Origin of the sequence: Sphingomonas trueperi, assembly GCF_011927635.1 — a bacterium.
In the GTDB taxonomy this organism is placed as follows: Bacteria; Pseudomonadota; Alphaproteobacteria; order Sphingomonadales; family Sphingomonadaceae; genus Sphingomonas; species Sphingomonas trueperi.
The window spans coordinates 465385-481756 of record NZ_JAATJB010000002.1 but is presented as its reverse complement, the minus strand read 5'-3'; the positions used below and the strand labels follow the sequence as shown (position 1 = coordinate 481756).

At 67.5% G+C, this 16372-nt stretch carries 19 protein-coding genes and 1 tRNA gene; 11 read left to right on the top strand and 9 right to left on the bottom strand.

Annotated elements, in window-relative coordinates; all coding sequences use genetic code 11:
- Positions 1-26 precede the first annotated feature (26 nt).
- Positions 27-1034, bottom strand: coding sequence for a LacI family DNA-binding transcriptional regulator (locus tag GGR89_RS05685; protein WP_125972626.1), 1008 nt, complete (start codon positions 1032-1034; stop codon positions 27-29).
- A gap of 175 nt (positions 1035-1209) precedes the next feature.
- Between GGR89_RS05685 and GGR89_RS05680 the strand changes: the two genes are divergently transcribed.
- The 9 genes from GGR89_RS05680 to GGR89_RS05640 are packed head-to-tail and all read left to right on the top strand — an operon-like array spanning position 1210 to position 9849.
- A complete protein-coding gene (locus tag GGR89_RS05680; RefSeq protein WP_125972628.1) occupies positions 1210-2433 on the top strand; it encodes an MFS transporter in 1224 nt (407 codons plus the stop codon).
- Positions 2430-3494: a sugar phosphate isomerase/epimerase family protein gene (locus GGR89_RS05675; RefSeq protein ID WP_125972630.1), complete on the top strand. Its 1065-nt coding sequence runs from the start codon at positions 2430-2432 to the stop codon at positions 3492-3494. Before GGR89_RS05680 ends, GGR89_RS05675 begins: the two co-directional genes overlap by 4 nt.
- Positions 3491-4636: a Gfo/Idh/MocA family protein gene (locus tag GGR89_RS05670; protein ID WP_125972632.1), complete on the top strand. Its 1146-nt coding sequence runs from the start codon at positions 3491-3493 to the stop codon at positions 4634-4636. The genes GGR89_RS05675 and GGR89_RS05670 overlap by 4 nt, the downstream gene beginning before the upstream one ends.
- Positions 4633-4998 carry a c-type cytochrome gene (locus GGR89_RS05665; protein ID WP_125972634.1) on the top strand — a complete coding sequence of 122 codons (366 nt, stop codon included), beginning with the start codon at positions 4633-4635 and terminating at the stop codon, positions 4996-4998. Before GGR89_RS05670 ends, GGR89_RS05665 begins: the two co-directional genes overlap by 4 nt.
- A complete protein-coding gene (locus tag GGR89_RS05660) occupies positions 4995-5897 on the top strand; it encodes a hydroxypyruvate isomerase family protein (RefSeq protein ID WP_125972636.1) in 903 nt (300 codons plus the stop codon). Before GGR89_RS05665 ends, GGR89_RS05660 begins: the two co-directional genes overlap by 4 nt.
- A gap of 14 nt (positions 5898-5911) precedes the next feature.
- Positions 5912-6742: a 3-keto-disaccharide hydrolase gene (locus tag GGR89_RS05655; RefSeq protein WP_125972638.1), complete on the top strand. Its 831-nt coding sequence runs from the start codon at positions 5912-5914 to the stop codon at positions 6740-6742.
- Positions 6739-7302: a gluconate 2-dehydrogenase subunit 3 family protein gene (locus GGR89_RS05650; RefSeq protein ID WP_125972640.1), complete on the top strand. Its 564-nt coding sequence runs from the start codon at positions 6739-6741 to the stop codon at positions 7300-7302. The genes GGR89_RS05655 and GGR89_RS05650 overlap by 4 nt, the downstream gene beginning before the upstream one ends.
- Positions 7299-8144 carry a sugar phosphate isomerase/epimerase family protein gene (locus tag GGR89_RS05645; protein WP_125972642.1) on the top strand — a complete coding sequence of 282 codons (846 nt, stop codon included), beginning with the start codon at positions 7299-7301 and terminating at the stop codon, positions 8142-8144. The genes GGR89_RS05650 and GGR89_RS05645 overlap by 4 nt, the downstream gene beginning before the upstream one ends.
- Before the next feature lie 31 nt (positions 8145-8175).
- A complete protein-coding gene (locus GGR89_RS05640; RefSeq protein ID WP_125972644.1) occupies positions 8176-9849 on the top strand; it encodes a GMC family oxidoreductase in 1674 nt (557 codons plus the stop codon).
- 56 nt (positions 9850-9905) lie between these two features.
- On the opposite strand, the gene GGR89_RS05635 is transcribed toward GGR89_RS05640, so the two are convergent.
- A tRNA-Gln gene (locus GGR89_RS05635) sits at positions 9906-9980 on the bottom strand.
- A 23-nt stretch (positions 9981-10003) separates the two neighbouring features.
- Entirely contained in the window at positions 10004-11101 is a 1098-nt protein-coding gene (locus GGR89_RS05630; protein WP_125972646.1) for a branched-chain amino acid aminotransferase, read from the bottom strand.
- Positions 11102-11170: 69 nt separating this feature from the next.
- Between GGR89_RS05630 and GGR89_RS05625 the strand changes: the two genes are divergently transcribed.
- On the top strand, positions 11171-11656 hold the full coding sequence (locus GGR89_RS05625; protein ID WP_125972648.1) for a MarR family transcriptional regulator: 486 nt from the start codon (positions 11171-11173) through the stop codon (positions 11654-11656).
- A gap of 22 nt (positions 11657-11678) precedes the next feature.
- Here the strand turns inward: GGR89_RS05625 and GGR89_RS05620 are convergent, their stop codons facing one another.
- The 5 genes from GGR89_RS05620 to GGR89_RS05600 all read right to left on the bottom strand — a co-directional run bounded on the left by GGR89_RS05620 (position 11679) and on the right by GGR89_RS05600 (position 14631).
- Positions 11679-12293: a hemerythrin domain-containing protein gene (locus GGR89_RS05620; RefSeq protein WP_125972650.1), complete on the bottom strand. Its 615-nt coding sequence runs from the start codon at positions 12291-12293 to the stop codon at positions 11679-11681.
- A 72-nt stretch (positions 12294-12365) separates the two neighbouring features.
- Positions 12366-13169, bottom strand: a complete 804-nt coding sequence (gene proC / locus GGR89_RS05615) for a pyrroline-5-carboxylate reductase (protein WP_125972652.1) — start codon at positions 13167-13169, stop codon at positions 12366-12368.
- Between the two features lies 1 nt (position 13170).
- Positions 13171-13680: a type III secretion system chaperone family protein gene (locus tag GGR89_RS05610; RefSeq protein WP_010544228.1), complete on the bottom strand. Its 510-nt coding sequence runs from the start codon at positions 13678-13680 to the stop codon at positions 13171-13173.
- A 112-nt stretch (positions 13681-13792) separates the two neighbouring features.
- Positions 13793-14053 (bottom strand): accessory factor UbiK family protein, encoded by a 261-nt coding sequence (locus GGR89_RS05605; protein ID WP_125972654.1) that lies wholly within the window; start codon positions 14051-14053, stop codon positions 13793-13795.
- A 14-nt stretch (positions 14054-14067) separates the two neighbouring features.
- Complete coding sequence (locus GGR89_RS05600) at positions 14068-14631, bottom strand: TspO/MBR family protein (RefSeq protein WP_125972656.1); 564 nt, start codon at positions 14629-14631, stop codon at positions 14068-14070.
- 161 nt (positions 14632-14792) lie between these two features.
- On the opposite strand from GGR89_RS05600, the gene GGR89_RS05595 reads away from it, so the two are divergent.
- Positions 14793-15566: a TSUP family transporter gene (locus GGR89_RS05595; RefSeq protein ID WP_125972658.1), complete on the top strand. Its 774-nt coding sequence runs from the start codon at positions 14793-14795 to the stop codon at positions 15564-15566.
- Here the strand turns inward: GGR89_RS05595 and GGR89_RS05590 are convergent.
- Positions 15563-16303 (bottom strand): TlyA family RNA methyltransferase, encoded by a 741-nt coding sequence (locus tag GGR89_RS05590; protein ID WP_125972660.1) that lies wholly within the window; start codon positions 16301-16303, stop codon positions 15563-15565. The genes GGR89_RS05595 and GGR89_RS05590 overlap by 4 nt on opposite strands.
- Between the last annotated feature and the right edge of the window lie 69 nt (positions 16304-16372).

Below are 16372 nucleotides of genomic sequence, written 5' to 3'. Positions count from 1 at the left end.
GCAGCATAGCACGCAGGTGCCGCGTGTCACCGGGGGGTCGGCGCGGGGCCCGTGCTGGCGCGGCGAATCAGCTCATGGGCGAGCGTCAGCTGCCGCTCGACCGGCTCGCTGCCGCGCAGGATGCCGACCAGCAGTTCCACCGCGCGCTGCCCGATCATGCCCTTGGGCTGGGCGATGGTGGTGAGCGCCGGATGGAAGAAGCGCGCCAGCGGCAGGTCGTCGAAGCCGATCACCGAGACGTCGCCCGGGCAGGACAGGCCGGCGGCACTCACCGCGCTGATCGCGCCGAGCGCCATCTCGTCGCTGAAGCAGAACAACGCGGTCACGCCTTCCGCGATCAGCGCGCAGGCGGCGCGGTGGGCGGAGTCGGCGCCGTAATCCCCCTCGCGCAGGTGCAGCCGGTCCCTGAGGCCGTGGCGATCGGCCGCGCGCAGCACGCCGGCCAGGCGGTCGCGGCTGATCGGGCTGATCGGTGGCCCGGTGATGATGCCGATGTCGCGGTGGCCGAATTCGACGAGATGCTCGATCGCGTCGGCGCTGCCGGCGGCATTGTCGATATGCACGCTCGGCACGCCAAGCTCGGGGCTGTATTCGCACCCGTTGACGATCGGCGCCGACGCGCCCTCCCGCGCGACCAGCGCCTCCAGGCTTGCCGGCAGCCGGTGGCCGAGGAACACCAGCCCGTCGACCTCGCGCCGCGACAGCATCTCGGCATATTGGTCCTCCACCTCGGGATCGTGCCGGGTGTCGCCCAGCACCACCGCATAGCCCGCATCGCGCGCCGCTTCCTCGGCGCCGCGGATGACGCTGGCGAAGAAGGGGTTGGAGATGTCCGGCACGGTCAGCAGGATCTTGGCGGCGCGCAGCGTGCGCAGCGTCCGCGCCGCGACATTGGGCCGATAGTCGAGCGCCTCGACCACCTCCATCACCCGCGCCCGCGTCGCTTCCGCCACCCGCCCCGGCTGGCTGAGCACGCGCGACACCGTGGCGGTGGAAACGCCTGCGGCCGCGGCGACCTCGATAATCGTAGCCATGCAGATATCTTTGTAGCGTGCGGCGAGCCGTGTCGAGCCCCGCCAATGTAATCCTTTACATCGTATCCGGCTCTGCATAGGCTGCGAGTCGAACAGCGGCAAAGCCGCACTGGTCGAAGAGCGGCAAAGCCGTACGGGGGAGAGGAAGCGCATGGTCGCTGCTGGAGGGATCACCATGAACAGCACGCAGCCCGTATCGGGATTGCTCACGGGGCGGCTCAGCGCCTTGATGTTCATGCAGTTCTTCGTCTGGGGCGCGTGGAACGTCACACTGGGCCTGGTGATGCAGACCGTCGGCGTGGGCAGCCTGATCGCCAACGCTTTTTCGGTCGGCCCGATCGCCTCGATCGTCGGTTCGTTCCTGCTCGGCATGGCCGCGGCGCGGTTCCTCAGCCCCAAGATGCTGATGGTGGTGCTCCACCTCGTCGGCGGCGTGCTGCTCTTCATCCTGCCGACGCTGCTCACCCCCGAGCACGGCGCCAGCTTCGTCTGGCTGCTGCTCGGCTACATGATCCTCTACATGCCGACGGTGGGCCTTGCGAACACCATCGCGCTCAAGAGCTTCGGCGAGCGCGTCGACCGCTTTCCCTTTGTCCGCGCCTTCGGGACGCTCGGCTGGATCGTCGCAGGGCTGATCATCGGCTGGGCAGGCCTCTCCGCCAGTCCGCAGATCTTCCAGGTGGCGGGCGTCGTCTCGCTCGCGCTCGGCCTGTACAGCATCACCCTGCCCAATGTTCAGCCCGATGCGCCGCAGGGCAAGAGCCTGGTCGCCGAGGTATTCTGCACCGAAGCCTTCGGGCTGATGCGCAACCGCTCGTTCCTGATCTTCATTCTCTGCGCCACGCTCATCTCGATCCCCCTGGCGATGTACTATGCCTATGCCTCGCCGTACGTGGGCGCGGCGGGGATCGAGAATGTCGGCGGCACGCTGGCGATCGGGCAGATGTCCGAACTGGTCTTCATGTTCTCGATGCCGTTCCTTTATCGCCGCTTCGGGGTGAAGCCGCTGCTGCTCGTCGGCATGATCGCCTGGGCGCTGCGCTATGCGCTGTTCGCGATAGGCGACGGCGGCGCGGGCATCTGGGCGATCTATCTCGGCGTCGCGCTGCACGGCGTGTGCTACGACTTCTTCTTCGTTGCCGGCGCGATCTACACCGGCACCATCGCCACGCCGAAGGGCGTCAACGCCCAGGCGCAGGGCATGCTGACGCTGTTCACCTACGGCGTGGGCATGCTGCTCGGCTCGCAGATCGGCGGCCTGCTCTATGCCCAGCTGCCGGCCAACGCGACCGTCGCTGACTGGCACCATCTCTGGTGGTATCCGGCGATCGCCGCCGCCGTGATCGCGCTGCTCTTCCAGTTCACCTTCAAGAACAACCGTAACGAGGTGCAGGCATGACCGCGATGCAGGGTCCGGGCATCTTCCTCGCCCAGTTTCTCGGCGACACCGCGCCGTTCGACACGCTCGACCACATGGCCGAATGGGCTGCTAGCCTCGGCTATGTCGGGGTGCAGATCCCGTGCGACCCGCGGCTGATCGATCTGAAACAGGCCGCCGAAAGTCAGGCCTATTGCGACGACCTCCGCGCCCGGCTCGACAAGTTCGGCATCCAGCCGACCGAGCTTTCGACGCACCTGCAGGGCCAGCTGGTCGCGGTGCACCCGGCGTACGACACCCTGTTCGACGGCTTCGCGCCCGCCGAGTTGCACGGCAAGCCCGCCGAGCGCCAGGCCTGGGCGGTGGAGCAGGTCAAGCTCGCCGCCCGCGCCAGCGGCCGGCTGGGCCTGAAGGCGCATGCCACCTTTTCGGGCGCCCTCGCCTGGCCCTATGTCTATCCCTGGCCGCAGCGCCCCGCGGGCCTGGTCGAGGAGGCCTTCGCCGAGCTCGCCCGCCGCTGGCTGCCGATCCTCAACGTGTTCGAGGAAGCGGGCGTCGACTGCGCCTATGAGATCCACCCCGGCGAGGACATTCATGACGGCGCGACGTGGGAGCGCTTCCTCGAAGCAGTGAACCATCACCCCCGCGCGCGCATCCTGTTCGATCCGTCGCATTATGTGCTGCAGCAGCTCGACTATCTCGACTTCATCGATCGCTATCACGATCGGATTTCGTGCTTCCATGTGAAGGATGCCGAGTTCAACCCCACCGGGCGCAGCGGCGTCTATGGCGGATACGAGAGCTGGGTGAACCGCGCCGGCCGCTTCCGCTCGACCGGAGACGGCCAGGTCGATTTCATCGGCATCTTCAGCAAGCTCGCCCAGTACGGTTATCGCGGCTGGGCCGTGATCGAGTGGGAATGCGCGCTGAAGAACAGCGAGGACGGCGCTCGCGAAGGCGCGCCGTTCATCCGCGACCACATCATCCGCGTCACCGAGCGCGCGTTCGACGACTTTGCCTCGAGCGGCGTCGACAAGGGTGCGATCCGCAATCTGCTGGGGTTGGGAAACCGCGACGCATGATCCGACATCCGCTGAAACTCGGCATGGTCGGCGGCGGCGAAGGCGCGTTCATCGGCGCCGTCCACCGCATGGCCGCGGCGCTGGACGGCGAGTGGCGGCTGGCCGCCGGCGCGTTCAGCACCGATGCCGGCAAGAACACGCGCACCGGCGACCTGCTCGGGCTCGATCCGGCACGCGTCTATGCGACCTATGAGGCGCTGCTCGCGGGCGAAGCGGCGCTGCCGGCGGGCGAGCGCATCGACGCGGTGGCGATCGTCACGCCGAACCACCTCCACGCACCCGTCGCCATCGCCGCGCTGACCGCCGGCTTCCACGTGTTCTGCGAAAAGCCGATGGCGATGAACGGCGGCGAGGCCCGCGCCATCGCCGCCGCAGCGCAGGCGAGCGGCAAGCAGTTCGCCCTCGCCTTCACCTATAGCGGCTACCCGCTGGTCGAGGAGGCGCGTGCCCGTGTCGCCCGCGGCGATTTCGGCGCGATCCGGCTGGTACAGGTGGAATATATCCAGGGCTGGCTGAGCGGTTCGCTCGACGCCCAAGGCAACAAACAGGCCGAGTGGCGCACCGATCCGGCCCGCGCCGGCCTCGGCGGCTGCCTCGGCGACATCGGCACGCATGCCTTCCACCTCGCCGAGCTGGTATCCGGGCTCCGCGTCGAGACCCTGTCCGCCGAACTCGCGACACACCTCCCCGGCCGGCGACTGGACGACGATGTCAGCGCGCTGCTCCGCTTCGAAGGCGGTGCGCGCGGCACGCTCAAGGCGACGCAGGTTGCCGCCGGCGAGGAAAACGGCCTGCGCCTGCGCATCCATGGCGAGCGCGGCGGGCTGGAATGGGCGCAGATGGAGCCGAACACGCTCACCCTGCGCTGGCTCGATCGCCCTGCGGAAATCCTCCGCGCCGGCGGGCCCGGACTGGGCGACAGCACGACGCCGTTGCTTCGTACACCTGCTGGACATCCGGAAGGGTATATCGAAGCGTTTGCAAACCTTTATCGTGGGTTCGCGAGGCTGCTTCGCGGTGATTCGGCGCAAGTGCCGGGCGTCGCGGACGGGTTGCGGACGATGGCTTTTGTCGAGGCGATGATCGCCAATGCAAAGGCCGACACCAAATGGACCGAGATTGTAACCGGAGAGCGTAGATGAAGTTCTGGATTGGCCTTGCCGCAACCGCGGCGTTGACGGCGAGCGCGCCTGCCTGGGCGCAGACCGCCGCCCCGCCCGCTTTTGCCGCATGCAAGGCGTGCCACACCGTGGAAAAGGGCGGCAGGAACGGTGTCGGTCCCAACCTAAACGGCGTGGTCGGCCGTCCTGCGGCCTCGGCGCCCGGCTTCAACTATTCGACTGCGCTCAAGAATTCCAAGCTGACCTGGGATCCGGCGACTCTCGACCAGTTCATCGCGGCGCCGATGAAGAAGGTGCCGGGCACCCGCATGCCGATCGGCATGGCCGATCCCGCCAAGCGCCAGCAGATCATCGCCTATCTGAAGGCGATGAGCGGCAAATGAGCCTGACGCGCCGCACCGTATTGGTAGGCGCGACGGCGATGCCCCTGGTGGCATCCTCGGCGCGCGGCCAGTCGAATGCGGCGCGCTTCTCGCTCCATTTCGCGCCGCACGAGGGCAGCTTCGCCAGCCGCGGCAACCGGCTGGAGCAGATCGCCTTCGCCGCCGACCAGGGCTTCACCGCCTGGGAGGACAATGAGGCCGCCGCGCGCCCGGTCGACGAGCAGGTGGCGATGGCCAAGGCGCTGTCCAGCCGCGGCATGACGATGGGCGTGTTCGTCGCCTCGATGCCGAAGTGGGGCCAGTCGCGGCCGATCCTCGGCGCGAACGACGGCGCCGAGCGCGAGGCGTTCCTGGCGGACATCCGCGCGTCGATCGACGTCGCCAAAAGGCTGAACGCGACGCGGATGACGGTGGTGACCGGGTTCCTCGATCCCAAGGTGCCGCTCGACATCCAGACCGCGCGGGTGATCGACCTGATGCGGCGCGCCGGCGATCTCGTCGCGCCGCACGGGATGGCGCTGGTGATGGAGCCGCTCAACACCCGTACCAACCATCCCGGCGTCTACATGCAGGGCATCGCGCAGGGCTATGCGGTGGCGCGCGGCGCGAACAGCCCGGGGGTGAAGATCCTAGCCGACCTGTATCACGAGCAGATCCAGTCCGGGAACCTGATCCCCGTGCTCGACACCTGCTGGAGCGAGATCGGCTATATCCAGTTCGGCGACAATCCCGGCCGCAACGAGCCGGGCACCGGCGAAATCAACTTCACGAACATCGTCCGCTGGCTGCGCGAGCGGAAATATGCCGGAACGATCGGCATGGAACATGGCAATTCAGTCAAAGGGCGCGCGGGCGAGGAGCGGCTGATCGCCGCCTATCGCACGATCGACGCCGTCTGAGGGGAGAGAGAAGCATGTCGAGACGCACAAGCGTGCTGCTCGCGGGTCTGGCGGTGCTTGCCGCGACGCCCGCCGCGGCACAGGACAAGCCGGGGTTCAAGGACACCCCGATCCTGCCGGGCGGCGGCAACTGGCACGTCCATGATTCGGACCGCCCCTACCCGACCGTCGTCACCCCTGCGGCGCAGCCCGGCGGCGCGCCCTCGGATGCGATCATATTGTTCGACGGCCGCTCGCTCGATGCCTGGACCGCGCAGCGCAAGCTCTGGCCGGTGGCGAACGGCGTGCTCACCGTGCCCACCCGCGCGAGCAGCGGCGGCGAGAATGCGCTGATCACCAAGCAGAATTTCGGCGACGTCCAGCTCCACCTCGAGTTCCGCTCGCCCAATCCGCCGACCAAGAGCTCGCAGGATCGCGGCAATAGCGGCATCTGGTTCATGCAGCGCTACGAGATCCAGATCCTCGACGGCTATCAGAATCCCACCTATGCCGATGGCACGGTGGGCGGCGTCTATGGCTGGAAGCCGCCGCTGGTGAACCCGTCGCGCAAGCCCGGTGAGTGGCAGAGCTACGACATCGTCTTCGAGCGCCCCCGCTTCGCCGCCGACGGCAAGCTGCTGCGCCCGGCCTATATCACCGCCTTCCTCAACGGCGTGCTGGTGCAGAACCACCAGGCGATGCTCGGCACCACCAACTGGCGCCACATCGCCGAATATACCGCGCATGCCGATGCCCTGCCGATCCAGCTGCAGGACCATGACTCGCCGGTGTCGTTCCGCAACATCTGGGTGCGCCCACTGCCCGAAACGGCGATCGCGCAGGACCTTCCGGGAGACCGCAAATGAACATCGACCGTCGCGCCGCGCTGACCGGTGTCCTCGCCCTGTTCGGGGCGGGCGTGTTTGCCCCCATCGCCCGCGCCGCGCAGATGACCGCGACGCAGATGATCCCGGAGGGGCCGCCCAGCGTCGCGGTGTTCACCCCCGCCCAGCGCGCGCTGATGACCGCGCTCAGCGAGCGGGTGATCCCCACCACCGACACGCCGGGCGCCATCGCCGCGGGCGTGCCCGCCTTCATCGAGAAGCTGCTCGCCGACTGGGCGATGCCGGAGGACCGCGTGCCGATCGTCGCCGGGCTGGATGCGATCGAGGCGCGGTCCCAGCAGGACTATAAGGTCGCCGCCGCCAAGGCGACGCCGGCGCAGCAGGACGCGCTGCTCACCCTGGCGATGAACGGCCAGATCGCGGGCGGCAAGACCTTCTTCGAGGCGTTCCGCCAGCTGGTGATCACCGGGTACTACACCTCGGAGATCGGCATCACCCAGGAACGCGAATATCTGCCGGTGCCGGGCGAATATAACGGCGCCTTCCCCTATGCTCAGGTCAACAAGGTGTACAGCGCATGATGATCACTCGTCGTACCCTGCTCGCCGGTGCGGGCGGCGTCACCGCCCTCGCGCTTTTCGATCGCCTCATTCCGCAGGCTTTCGCCGCGCAGATCCCAGCGGTGGGCATCCAGCTCTACACCGTCCGCGACATCTTCCAGAAGGATCCGGTCGGCACGCTGCAGGCGATCGCGAAGATCGGCTATCGCGAGATCGAGTTCGGCGGTGGCGGCTATGACAGCATGGATCCGGCGATGCTCCGCGCCACCATGGACAAGGCCGGCCTGCGCTGCCCGTCGCTCCACATCGGCTATGACGCGCTGCTCGGCCAGTTCGACAAGTCGGTGGCGATGGCCCGCACCCTCGGCGCCAAGACCGTAGTGCTGCCCTATATGACCGACGAGCACCGCACCGAGGCGGGCTGGAACGCGGCGCTGCCGAACTTCAACAAGTTCGCCCGCGACCTGAAGAAGGCGGGCTTCGACTTCGCCTATCACAACCACGACTTCGAGTTCACCAACAAGCCCGGCGGCGTCAGCCTCTATGACCGGCTGCTTAAGGCGACCGATCCCGCGCTGGTGAAGGTCGAGCTCGACCTCTACTGGGCCAAGCGCGCGGGCCAGGATCTGGGCGCGCTGATCGACCGGCTGAACAAGCGGCTCTATTCGTACCACGTCAAGGACATGCGCGCCGATGGCAGCATGTCTGCGGTCGGCACCGGCACGATCGACTTCGCGGCGTTGTTCAAGCGTCCGTCGAGCGCGCATGTCCGCCACTTCTATGTCGAGAATGATCAGGCCCCTGCGCCCTATCTTCCGGACATCACCACCAGCTTCAAGACGCTGCAAGCGCTGCGCTTCTAACCAACAACACGCCCTGGGAGAGGGACATATAATGGCTGCAACCAACAGGTTCGATGCAATCGTCATCGGCTCGGGCGTGAGCGGCGGCTTTGCCGCCAAGGAACTCACCGAGAAGGGCCTCCGCGTGCTGATGCTAGATCGGGGCCGCATGGTCGAGCATGGCGAGGACTATCCGTACGACGGCAAGCCCGCCTATGAGGTGCCCGCGCACAACATCATGCCCAAGCCGCTGCAGGAGCGCGATTATTTCATCGCCAAGCGCGGCTATGTGCAGCCCAGCAACATGGGCTTCTACAACAACGACCGCATGAACCCCTATGCGTTCGACGAGGGCAGCAAATTCTACTGGATCCGCCCCGGTGCGGTGGGCGGCAAGTCGCTGATCTGGGGCCGCTGGAGCTTCCGCTGGGCGCCGGAGGATTTCGAGGCGAACAAGCGCGAGGGCGTGGATGGCGCCTGGCCGATCGGCTATGACGACATCGCCCCCTGGTATGCCAAAGTAGAGGATTATATCGGCGTCTCGGGCTCGCGCGAGAACCTGCCCTATCTGCCGGACAGCAACTTTCAGCCGCCGATGCCGATGAACGTCGCCGAGAAGTGGCTGAAGGAACGGCTGGAGTCCAAGTTCCCCGGCCGCAAGCTGATCAACACCCGCCTCTCGAACATGACCGAGGACAAGCCCGACCAAGGCCGCACCAAGTGCCAGTTCCGCAACCAGTGCGGCAATGGCTGTTCGTTCGGCGCCTATTTCTCGACCCAGGCAGTCACCCTCCCCGCTGCCCGCGCCACGGGCAAGCTGACGCTCCAATCGGACGCGGTGGTGACCAATATCGAATATGACGCGGCAAAGAAGCGCGTCACCGGCGTGCGCTATGTCGATGCCAAGACGGGTCAGGCACAGGTGGTGAACGCCGACCTGGTGTTCCTCTGCGCCTCGGCGATGGGATCGAACCAGATCCTGCTCAACTCGCGCGCACCGGGCAGCGAGCGCAGCCATTTCGACAGCAGCGGCACGCTGGGCCGCTATGTGATGGACCATATCTTCCGCGTCGGCATCGACGGCGAGATCCCGGGCATGACCGACTTCATCGAATATGGCCGGCGGCCGGGCGGCGTCTACATTCCCCGCTTCCGCAACATCGGCGGCGAGGAAGGCGTGGGCTTCAAGCGCGGCTATGGCTATCAGGGCAGCGCCTGGCGCCAGCCGGCAGGTCCGGTGGGCTTCGGCGCCGAGATGAAGCACGGCATGCGCCGCTATGGCCCCTGGCGGTTCAGCATGGGCGCGTTCGGCGAGTGCCTGCCCTATAAGGACAATCGCGTCTCGCTCCACCCCAGCAAGGTGGATCGCTTCGGGGTGCCGCTGATGCGCTTCGACGTGACCTTCCGCGAGAACGAGCTCAAGCTGATCGCCGACGCCAAGGTGCAGGGCGAAGCGATGCTCCGCGCCGCGGGGCTGCAGAATGTGCGGAGCAACGAAGGCGAGCACGTCCCCGGCGACGCCATCCACGAAATGGGCGGCGCGCGCATGGGCAGCGATCCGCGCAATTCGGTACTCAACGGCTTCAGCCAGGCGCACGACGCGCCGAACCTCTACGTCACCGACGGCGCGCAGATGGCCTCGGCCTCGTGCGTCAACCCGTCGCTGACCTTCATGGCCCTGACCATGCGCGCTGCGGACCATGCGGTGAAGCAGCTGCGGGGATGAACCGAAGGAGCGCGCCCGGGTGGCGCGCTCCGTTATGGCTGGGAATTTCTAGAACCTGGCTGGGGCGGGAGGATTCGAACCTCCGAATGACGGTACCAAAAACCGTTGCCTTACCACTTGGCGACGCCCCAACGGGAAGCGGGCTTATAGAGCCTCAGAACAGACGTTCAAGCCACCCATGCGGGTCCGGTGCGACCCCGCGCTGGATTCCCACCAATTGCTCGCGCAGCTTCTCGGTGAGCAGGCCCGGGCCGCCATTGCCGATCTGGAACTCGAAGCCTTGCCCACGCACCGCGCCGATCGGCGTTACCACCGCGGCGGTGCCGCAGGCGAAGGCTTCGCGCAGGCGGCCGCTCTTGGCGTCCTCGCGCCACTGGTCGATCGAATAGCGCTCCTCGCGCACCTCGACGCCCGCGCCGCGCGCCAGCGTGATCAGCGATTCGCGGGTGATGCCCGGCAGGATCGTGCCCGAGAGCGGCGGCGTGGCGATGGTCCCGTCGTCGAACACGAAGAACACGTTCATGCCGCCCAACTCCTCGACATAGCGGTTCTCGACCGCGTCGAGGAACACCACCTGGTCGCAGCCCTGGCGGATCGCCTCGGCCTGGGCGACCAGGCTGGCGGCATAGTTGCCGCCGCACTTGGCCGCGCCCGTGCCGCCCGGCGCAGCGCGGGTATAGTGATCGGACACCCACAGCGTCACCGAGGGCGCGCCGCCCTTGAAATAGGCACCCGCGGGCGAGGCGATGACGAGGTAGAGATATTCGCTCGCCGGCTTCACGCCCAGGAAGGTCTCGCTCGCGAACATGAAGGGGCGGAGGTACAGCGAGGCGCCCTCGCCCTCCGGAATCCAGTCGCGATCGGCCTTCACCATTGCGCGGATCGAGGCGAGGAACAGGTCCTCCGGCAGCGGCGCCATCGCCATGCGCTCGGCGGATTCGCGGAAGCGGCGGGCATTCTCGCCCGGGCGGAACAGCCCCGCGCCGCCATCGGGCAGGCGATAGGCCTTGAGCCCCTCGAAAATCTCCTGCGCATAATGGAGCACCGCGCAGGCGGGATCGATCTGGAGCGGCGCATAGGGCTGGATGCGTGCATCGTGCCAGCCCTTGTCGGCCGAATAGCGGATCACCGCCATGTGATCGGTAAATACCTTGCCGAAGCCGGGGTTCGCGAGGATCGTCGCGCGCTCGTCGCGGGTGCGCGGGTTGGTGTGGGCTTCGAATTCGAAATCCAGGATCGTCGCGTCTTCCATCACTCGGTCTTTCTCGTCCCCAGAGGCTCGGGTTGCGCAGGACTAGGCGCGGTGGCAGAAACGGTCAACATGGCTGCCCCAATTCCTGCCTCTCCCCTCTTCCTGCGCGAGCCCGAAATCCGGCGCGGCATCGAGCTGCTCTATTTCGGCTATTCGCACCTCACCCGCTCGATCGACGACGGGCTGGCGCGCCAGGGGCTGGGCCGGGCGCACCACCGCGCGCTCTATTTCATCGCCCGCAAGCCCGACCTGACGGTGAGCGAGCTGCTCTCGCTGCTGGCGATCACCAAACAGTCGCTGGGCCGGGTGCTGGGGGAACTGGCCGAGCGCGGGCTGGTCGAGACGCGGGCGGGCACGCGCGACCGGCGGCAGCGGCTGCTGCGGCTCACCGACGCGGGCGCCAAGCTCGAGTCCGAACTGTTCGAGGCGCTGCGCGAAAAAATGGCCGGCGCCTATTCGAGCGCCGGCCAGGGAGCCGTCGGGGGATTCTGGGCCGTGCTCGAAGGGCTGATGCCCGAGGACGAGCGCGGCCGGGTAGCGACGCTGGGGCGCTGAGCGCGCCCGACGCCGCCCTTGTTCAGGCGACCTTGAAGCCTTCCTTGTTCATCGCAAGGGTAAGCGCCTTGTTCTTTTCCTCGCTCAGCTGGGCGCGGAGCTCGGGGAACAGCGTATCCTCTTCCTCGCGGATGTGCTTTTCCAGCGCGGCGCGGAATTCCTTCACCTTCTCCAGCCACTTGGGCGAGGTGCTCGGCATGTTCTCGAGCTCGTAGAGGAACTGCTTCACATAGCCATGTTCGGCGTTGAGCTCGTCGGCCTGCTCGGTCTTGCCCGCCTCGCGGAGCGCCGGGTAGATGACATTCTCTTCCTCGATCGCATGCTTCACCAGCGCATGCTTGATGTGCGCGAGCAGCATGTTGCGGCGGATCGTCGCCTTGTCGTCGGTGGCTTCGAGCGTGTCGAACACCTTGAGCACTGCCTTGTGCTCGGCCTTCAATGCATCGTCCCAGTTGCCGGCGAGCGCGCTCGGCGCCTGCACCGCCGCCTTGCGACCGAGCATCGCGAGCAGGCCCAGCGCCGCCCCGCCCGCCGCCGCGCCGGCGATCACGCCCAGGCTGGCGCCGTTGCTGCTGGTCTTGGCGGTGTTGTTCGCGTTGGTCTTGGTGTTACGCTTCGATTCGGTCGTGGTAGCCATGATAGCCTCCGTCGATACGTGGGATCGGGAGGTTAACCATCCGGCATACCAGGCGTTCCGTCGCGTACCGCGCTATTTGCGCGCTTCGGCGGCCATCTCGGCGTTGCGGCGAGCCGAAGCCGCCAGCGTATCGCGCAGCAGCGTCTTCAGCGCCTCGTCGCGATCGAGCACGTTCAGCCCTTCGCGGGTCGAGCCGCCGGGACTGGCGACACGGTCCGCCAGCACCGCCGGGCTTTCGCTGGCAGCCGCGGCCATCAGGCCTGAACCCTCGACGGTAGCGAGCGCCAGCCGCTGCGCCTGGCCCGCAGGCAGGCCAAGCGCGGCCCCCGCCTCCGCCAGCGCATCAACGAAGCGGAAGACGAAGCCCGGGCCGCAACCCGCGAGCGCGGTCAGTGCATCGAGCATCGTCTCGCTCGGCACCCATTCGACCAGCCCGAGCGGCTGCATCAGCGTCTCGGCGGCAACGCGTGCCTCCGCATCGTCGCTCGGGGTGGTGAGGCCGACGACACCCTTGCCGATCGCGACCGGGAGGTTGGGCATCGCACGCACCACGGTCTTTGCGCCGAGCGCATCCGCCAGCGTCGCAACTTCAACCCCCGCCAGGATGGACACCAGCAGCGGCACGCCCGCGACGAACGGCGCGAGTACCGGCGCGACATTGTGGAGCTGCTGCGGCTTCACCGCCAGCACCAGTGCGGTCGGCCGCTCGCCCTCGGGCGGCGCGGTCACATGCCGCACGCCCTCGGGAATGGCCGGGCTGCCCGGATCGATGACGGTGATCGCGGACGCGTCGATCCCCGCCCCTGCCCAGCGGCGGAGCATCGCCCCGCCCATGTTGCCGGCACCGACCAGCCAGATCCGATCCAGCAGCGCCATGTCAGGCTTCGCCCTGGGTCTCGATCAGCGCCGCGGCGATCGCCTCGCTCGGCGTCTTGCCGCCCCACAGCACGAACTGGAAGACGGGGTAGAAGCGCTCGCACTCGTCGATCGCGCTTTCCACCAGCAGCTCGGCCTGGGCGAGCGTCAGCGACGCGCCCTCGTCGCCGTCGATCAGCGCGGCGTGGCGGAACAGCAGGATGCCGGTCGACGACCAGAGCTCGAAATGGCCGATCCACAGCTGCTCGTTGACCAGCCCGATCGTCTCGTAGACCAGCCCGCGCCGCTCCTCGGGGACGCGCACGTCGGGGAAGCCCATGAACTGCAGCACGCCGTCATCCTCGCGCCAGATCGCGCGGAGCTCGTACTGGGTCCAGCTGCCCTTCACCTTGGCGACGATCTCGTCGTCCTCGCGCTCATGGGTCCAGCCATGGGCGGCGAAATAGGTCTCGAGCATGTCGATGGGCGCGGCCGCGTCGCGGTCGAATTCCGCCTCGTCTAGCATGCCCATTCAGCCCCCGGTCGTGTAGCCATGCCCGCTAGTGCCAAGCGCGCGGACGGGGCACAAGCTTGCGCCTGCGCCCCGCCGCCGAAAGCTGTGGACAAGGAAGTCTCGGCCAGCGTCACGCATTCCCTTGCGGATTCAGCTTGGCCTCCAGCGCATCGAGGCGCGCCTTCAGCGCATCGGCCTCGTCGCGCGCGGCGACGGCCATCGCCTTCACGGCCTCGAACTCGTCGCGGCTGACGAAGTCGAGCCCGCCGATCCATTCGCGGGCGCGCTCGCGGGCGCCGGCCTCGGCTTCGCGCGCCACCCCGGCGAAGGTGCCGGCGGCGCCGTTCACCATCTTCACCAGATCGTCGAACAGGCGGTTGTCGGTCTGCATGTCAAAAACCCCACTCAAAGCGTTTCGAGGTGGATGTGGGCGTTCGACGCCGCCGACGCAATCTTTTCTGCATCGGGATTGAGATCGCGGACCTGCGAGAACAGCACGCTCGCGAAGCACACCCACGCCAGATAGGGCAGCAGCATCAGCCCGGCGAGCGTGCGGACGCGCCAGAAGGCGACCATCGTCACCGCGACGAGCACCGCCAGCGCGACGATCACGATCAACGCGAGGTCGAGCATATGGAAGCGGAAGAAGATCGGCGACCAGGCGAGGTTGACGCCAAGCTGGAGGACGAACAGCACCACCGCCGCCGCCCGCCCCCGCGCCCCGCGCGCGCTCAGCACCAGTGCCAGGGCGAGCCCCATCAGCACGTAGAGGATGGTCCAGACGACCGGAAAGGCGATGTTGGGCGGCTGGATTGCGGGCTTGGCGAGCGCCATGAACCAGGGGTTCTCGTCGCCGGCGGGCGCGACCATCGCCGATCCGAAGCCGAGCAGCACCACGAGCGGCACCGTCACCAACGCGCGCCGCCAGAAACCGCGCCGCAGTTGCGCCTTCGATGCCAGTGCGTTCATGCGCGTCTCCCCAATGCACGGGCGCCCGGCCCTTGTTCGCCAGCCCTAGGCGATCGGAACGCGAATGAGAAGGCGCCGGCCTTTGGTTGTCCCCGGTCTGGATGCGCCCCTCGTTCGCTCGAACGATTGTCAGCCGCCCCCGCCTTCGTCTAGCCGGGGCCATGCACCTGACCGTCGATGCGCTCGCCTTCCTGCTCTTTGTCGCCTTCCTGGCTGGTTGCGTGGATGCGATGGCTGGCGGCGGCGGGCTGCTGACGATCCCCGCGCTGTTGACGGCCGGAGTGCCGCCGGTCGCCGCGCTAGCGACGAACAAACTGCAGAGCATGATCGGCACCGGATCGGCCGTGCTCGCCTATTTGCGCGCCGGCCGCGTTGACATTCGCGGCTTTGCGATACCCGCATGCGGTGCCTTTGTCGGCTCCGCTCTGGGAGCAACAGCGGTTCAACGGATCGACCCCGGCTTTCTGGCCGCTTTCGTGCCCGTATTGCTGATCTCGATGGGCTTCTATTTCCTGCTGGCGCCGAAGATGAGCGAGGCCGACCGGCATGCGCGTCTCGGCCGCTGGGGTCTGGCTGCCGTATGCGCCGCGATCGGCTTTTACGACGGGTTCTTTGGCCCAGGCACGGGATCGTTCCTGACGATGGCGCTGGTCGCGCTGGGCGGCCTCGGGCTGGTGCGCGCCATTGCCAACACCAAGTTCCTCAACCTCGCGACCAACCTGGCCGGGCTGCTGGCAATGATTGCCGGAGGCAAGGTGCTCTGGCTGCTCGGCATCGGCATGGCTGCGGCGAATGTGTGCGGCAACCAGCTCGGCGCTTGGTGTGCCATCCGCTTCGGCGGGAAGGGCGTGCGGCCGCTGCTGGTGGTGATGTCGTTCGCGCTGACGATCAAGCTGCTGGCCGATCCCAAAAACCCGTTGTGGCAGTGGCTTTAGCCTGCAGCTCGCACCGCGCCGATCAGAAACTCCACATTGCCCTCAGGCCCGGTGATCGGGCTGCGCGTCACGCCCAGCACCTGCCAGCCCTTGCCTTCCAGCCAAGCGGCCACTTCGGCACACACCCGATCGTGCACGGCCGGATCGCGGACCACCCCGCCCTTGCCGACTTCCTCGCGCCCCGCCTCGAACTGCGGCTTGATCAGCGCCGCCAGCCGCGCGCCGGGCCGGGTAAAGCCCAAAGGCACGTCTAGCACCTTCGAAAGCCCGATGAAGCTCGCGTCGCAGACTACCAAGTCGATCGGTTCGGGGATGTGCGCTGGCGTGAGGATGCGCGCACTGGTCTGCTCGTAGACCACCACCCGCGCGTCCTGCCGCAGCTTCCAGGCGAGCTGGTTGGTGCCGCTGTCCACCGCATAGATCCGCGCCGCGCCGTTCGTCAGCAGCACGTCGGTGAAGCCGCCGGTCGAGGAACCGACGTCGATCGCCACCGCGCCCGTCACGTCCCAGCCGAAATGCTCGAGCGCATGGGCGAGCTTGATGCCGCCACGCGATACCCAGGGATGGTCGCGGCCGCGCACCTCGAGGGCCGCGTCCTCTGCGAGCATCTGGCCCGCCTTCTCGATCTTGCGCTCGCCGGCAAAGACGAGCCCCGCCATGATGAGCGCCTGCGCCCGCGTGCGGCTCTCGGCGAGCCCGCGGTCGACGAGCAGTTGATCGGCGCGAAGCTTTGCCATGCCCGCCCTTTAGGCGCGGCCAACGCCCCGGCGCAACCGCTCCTCCATTCGACGCAAGGCTTATCGCCC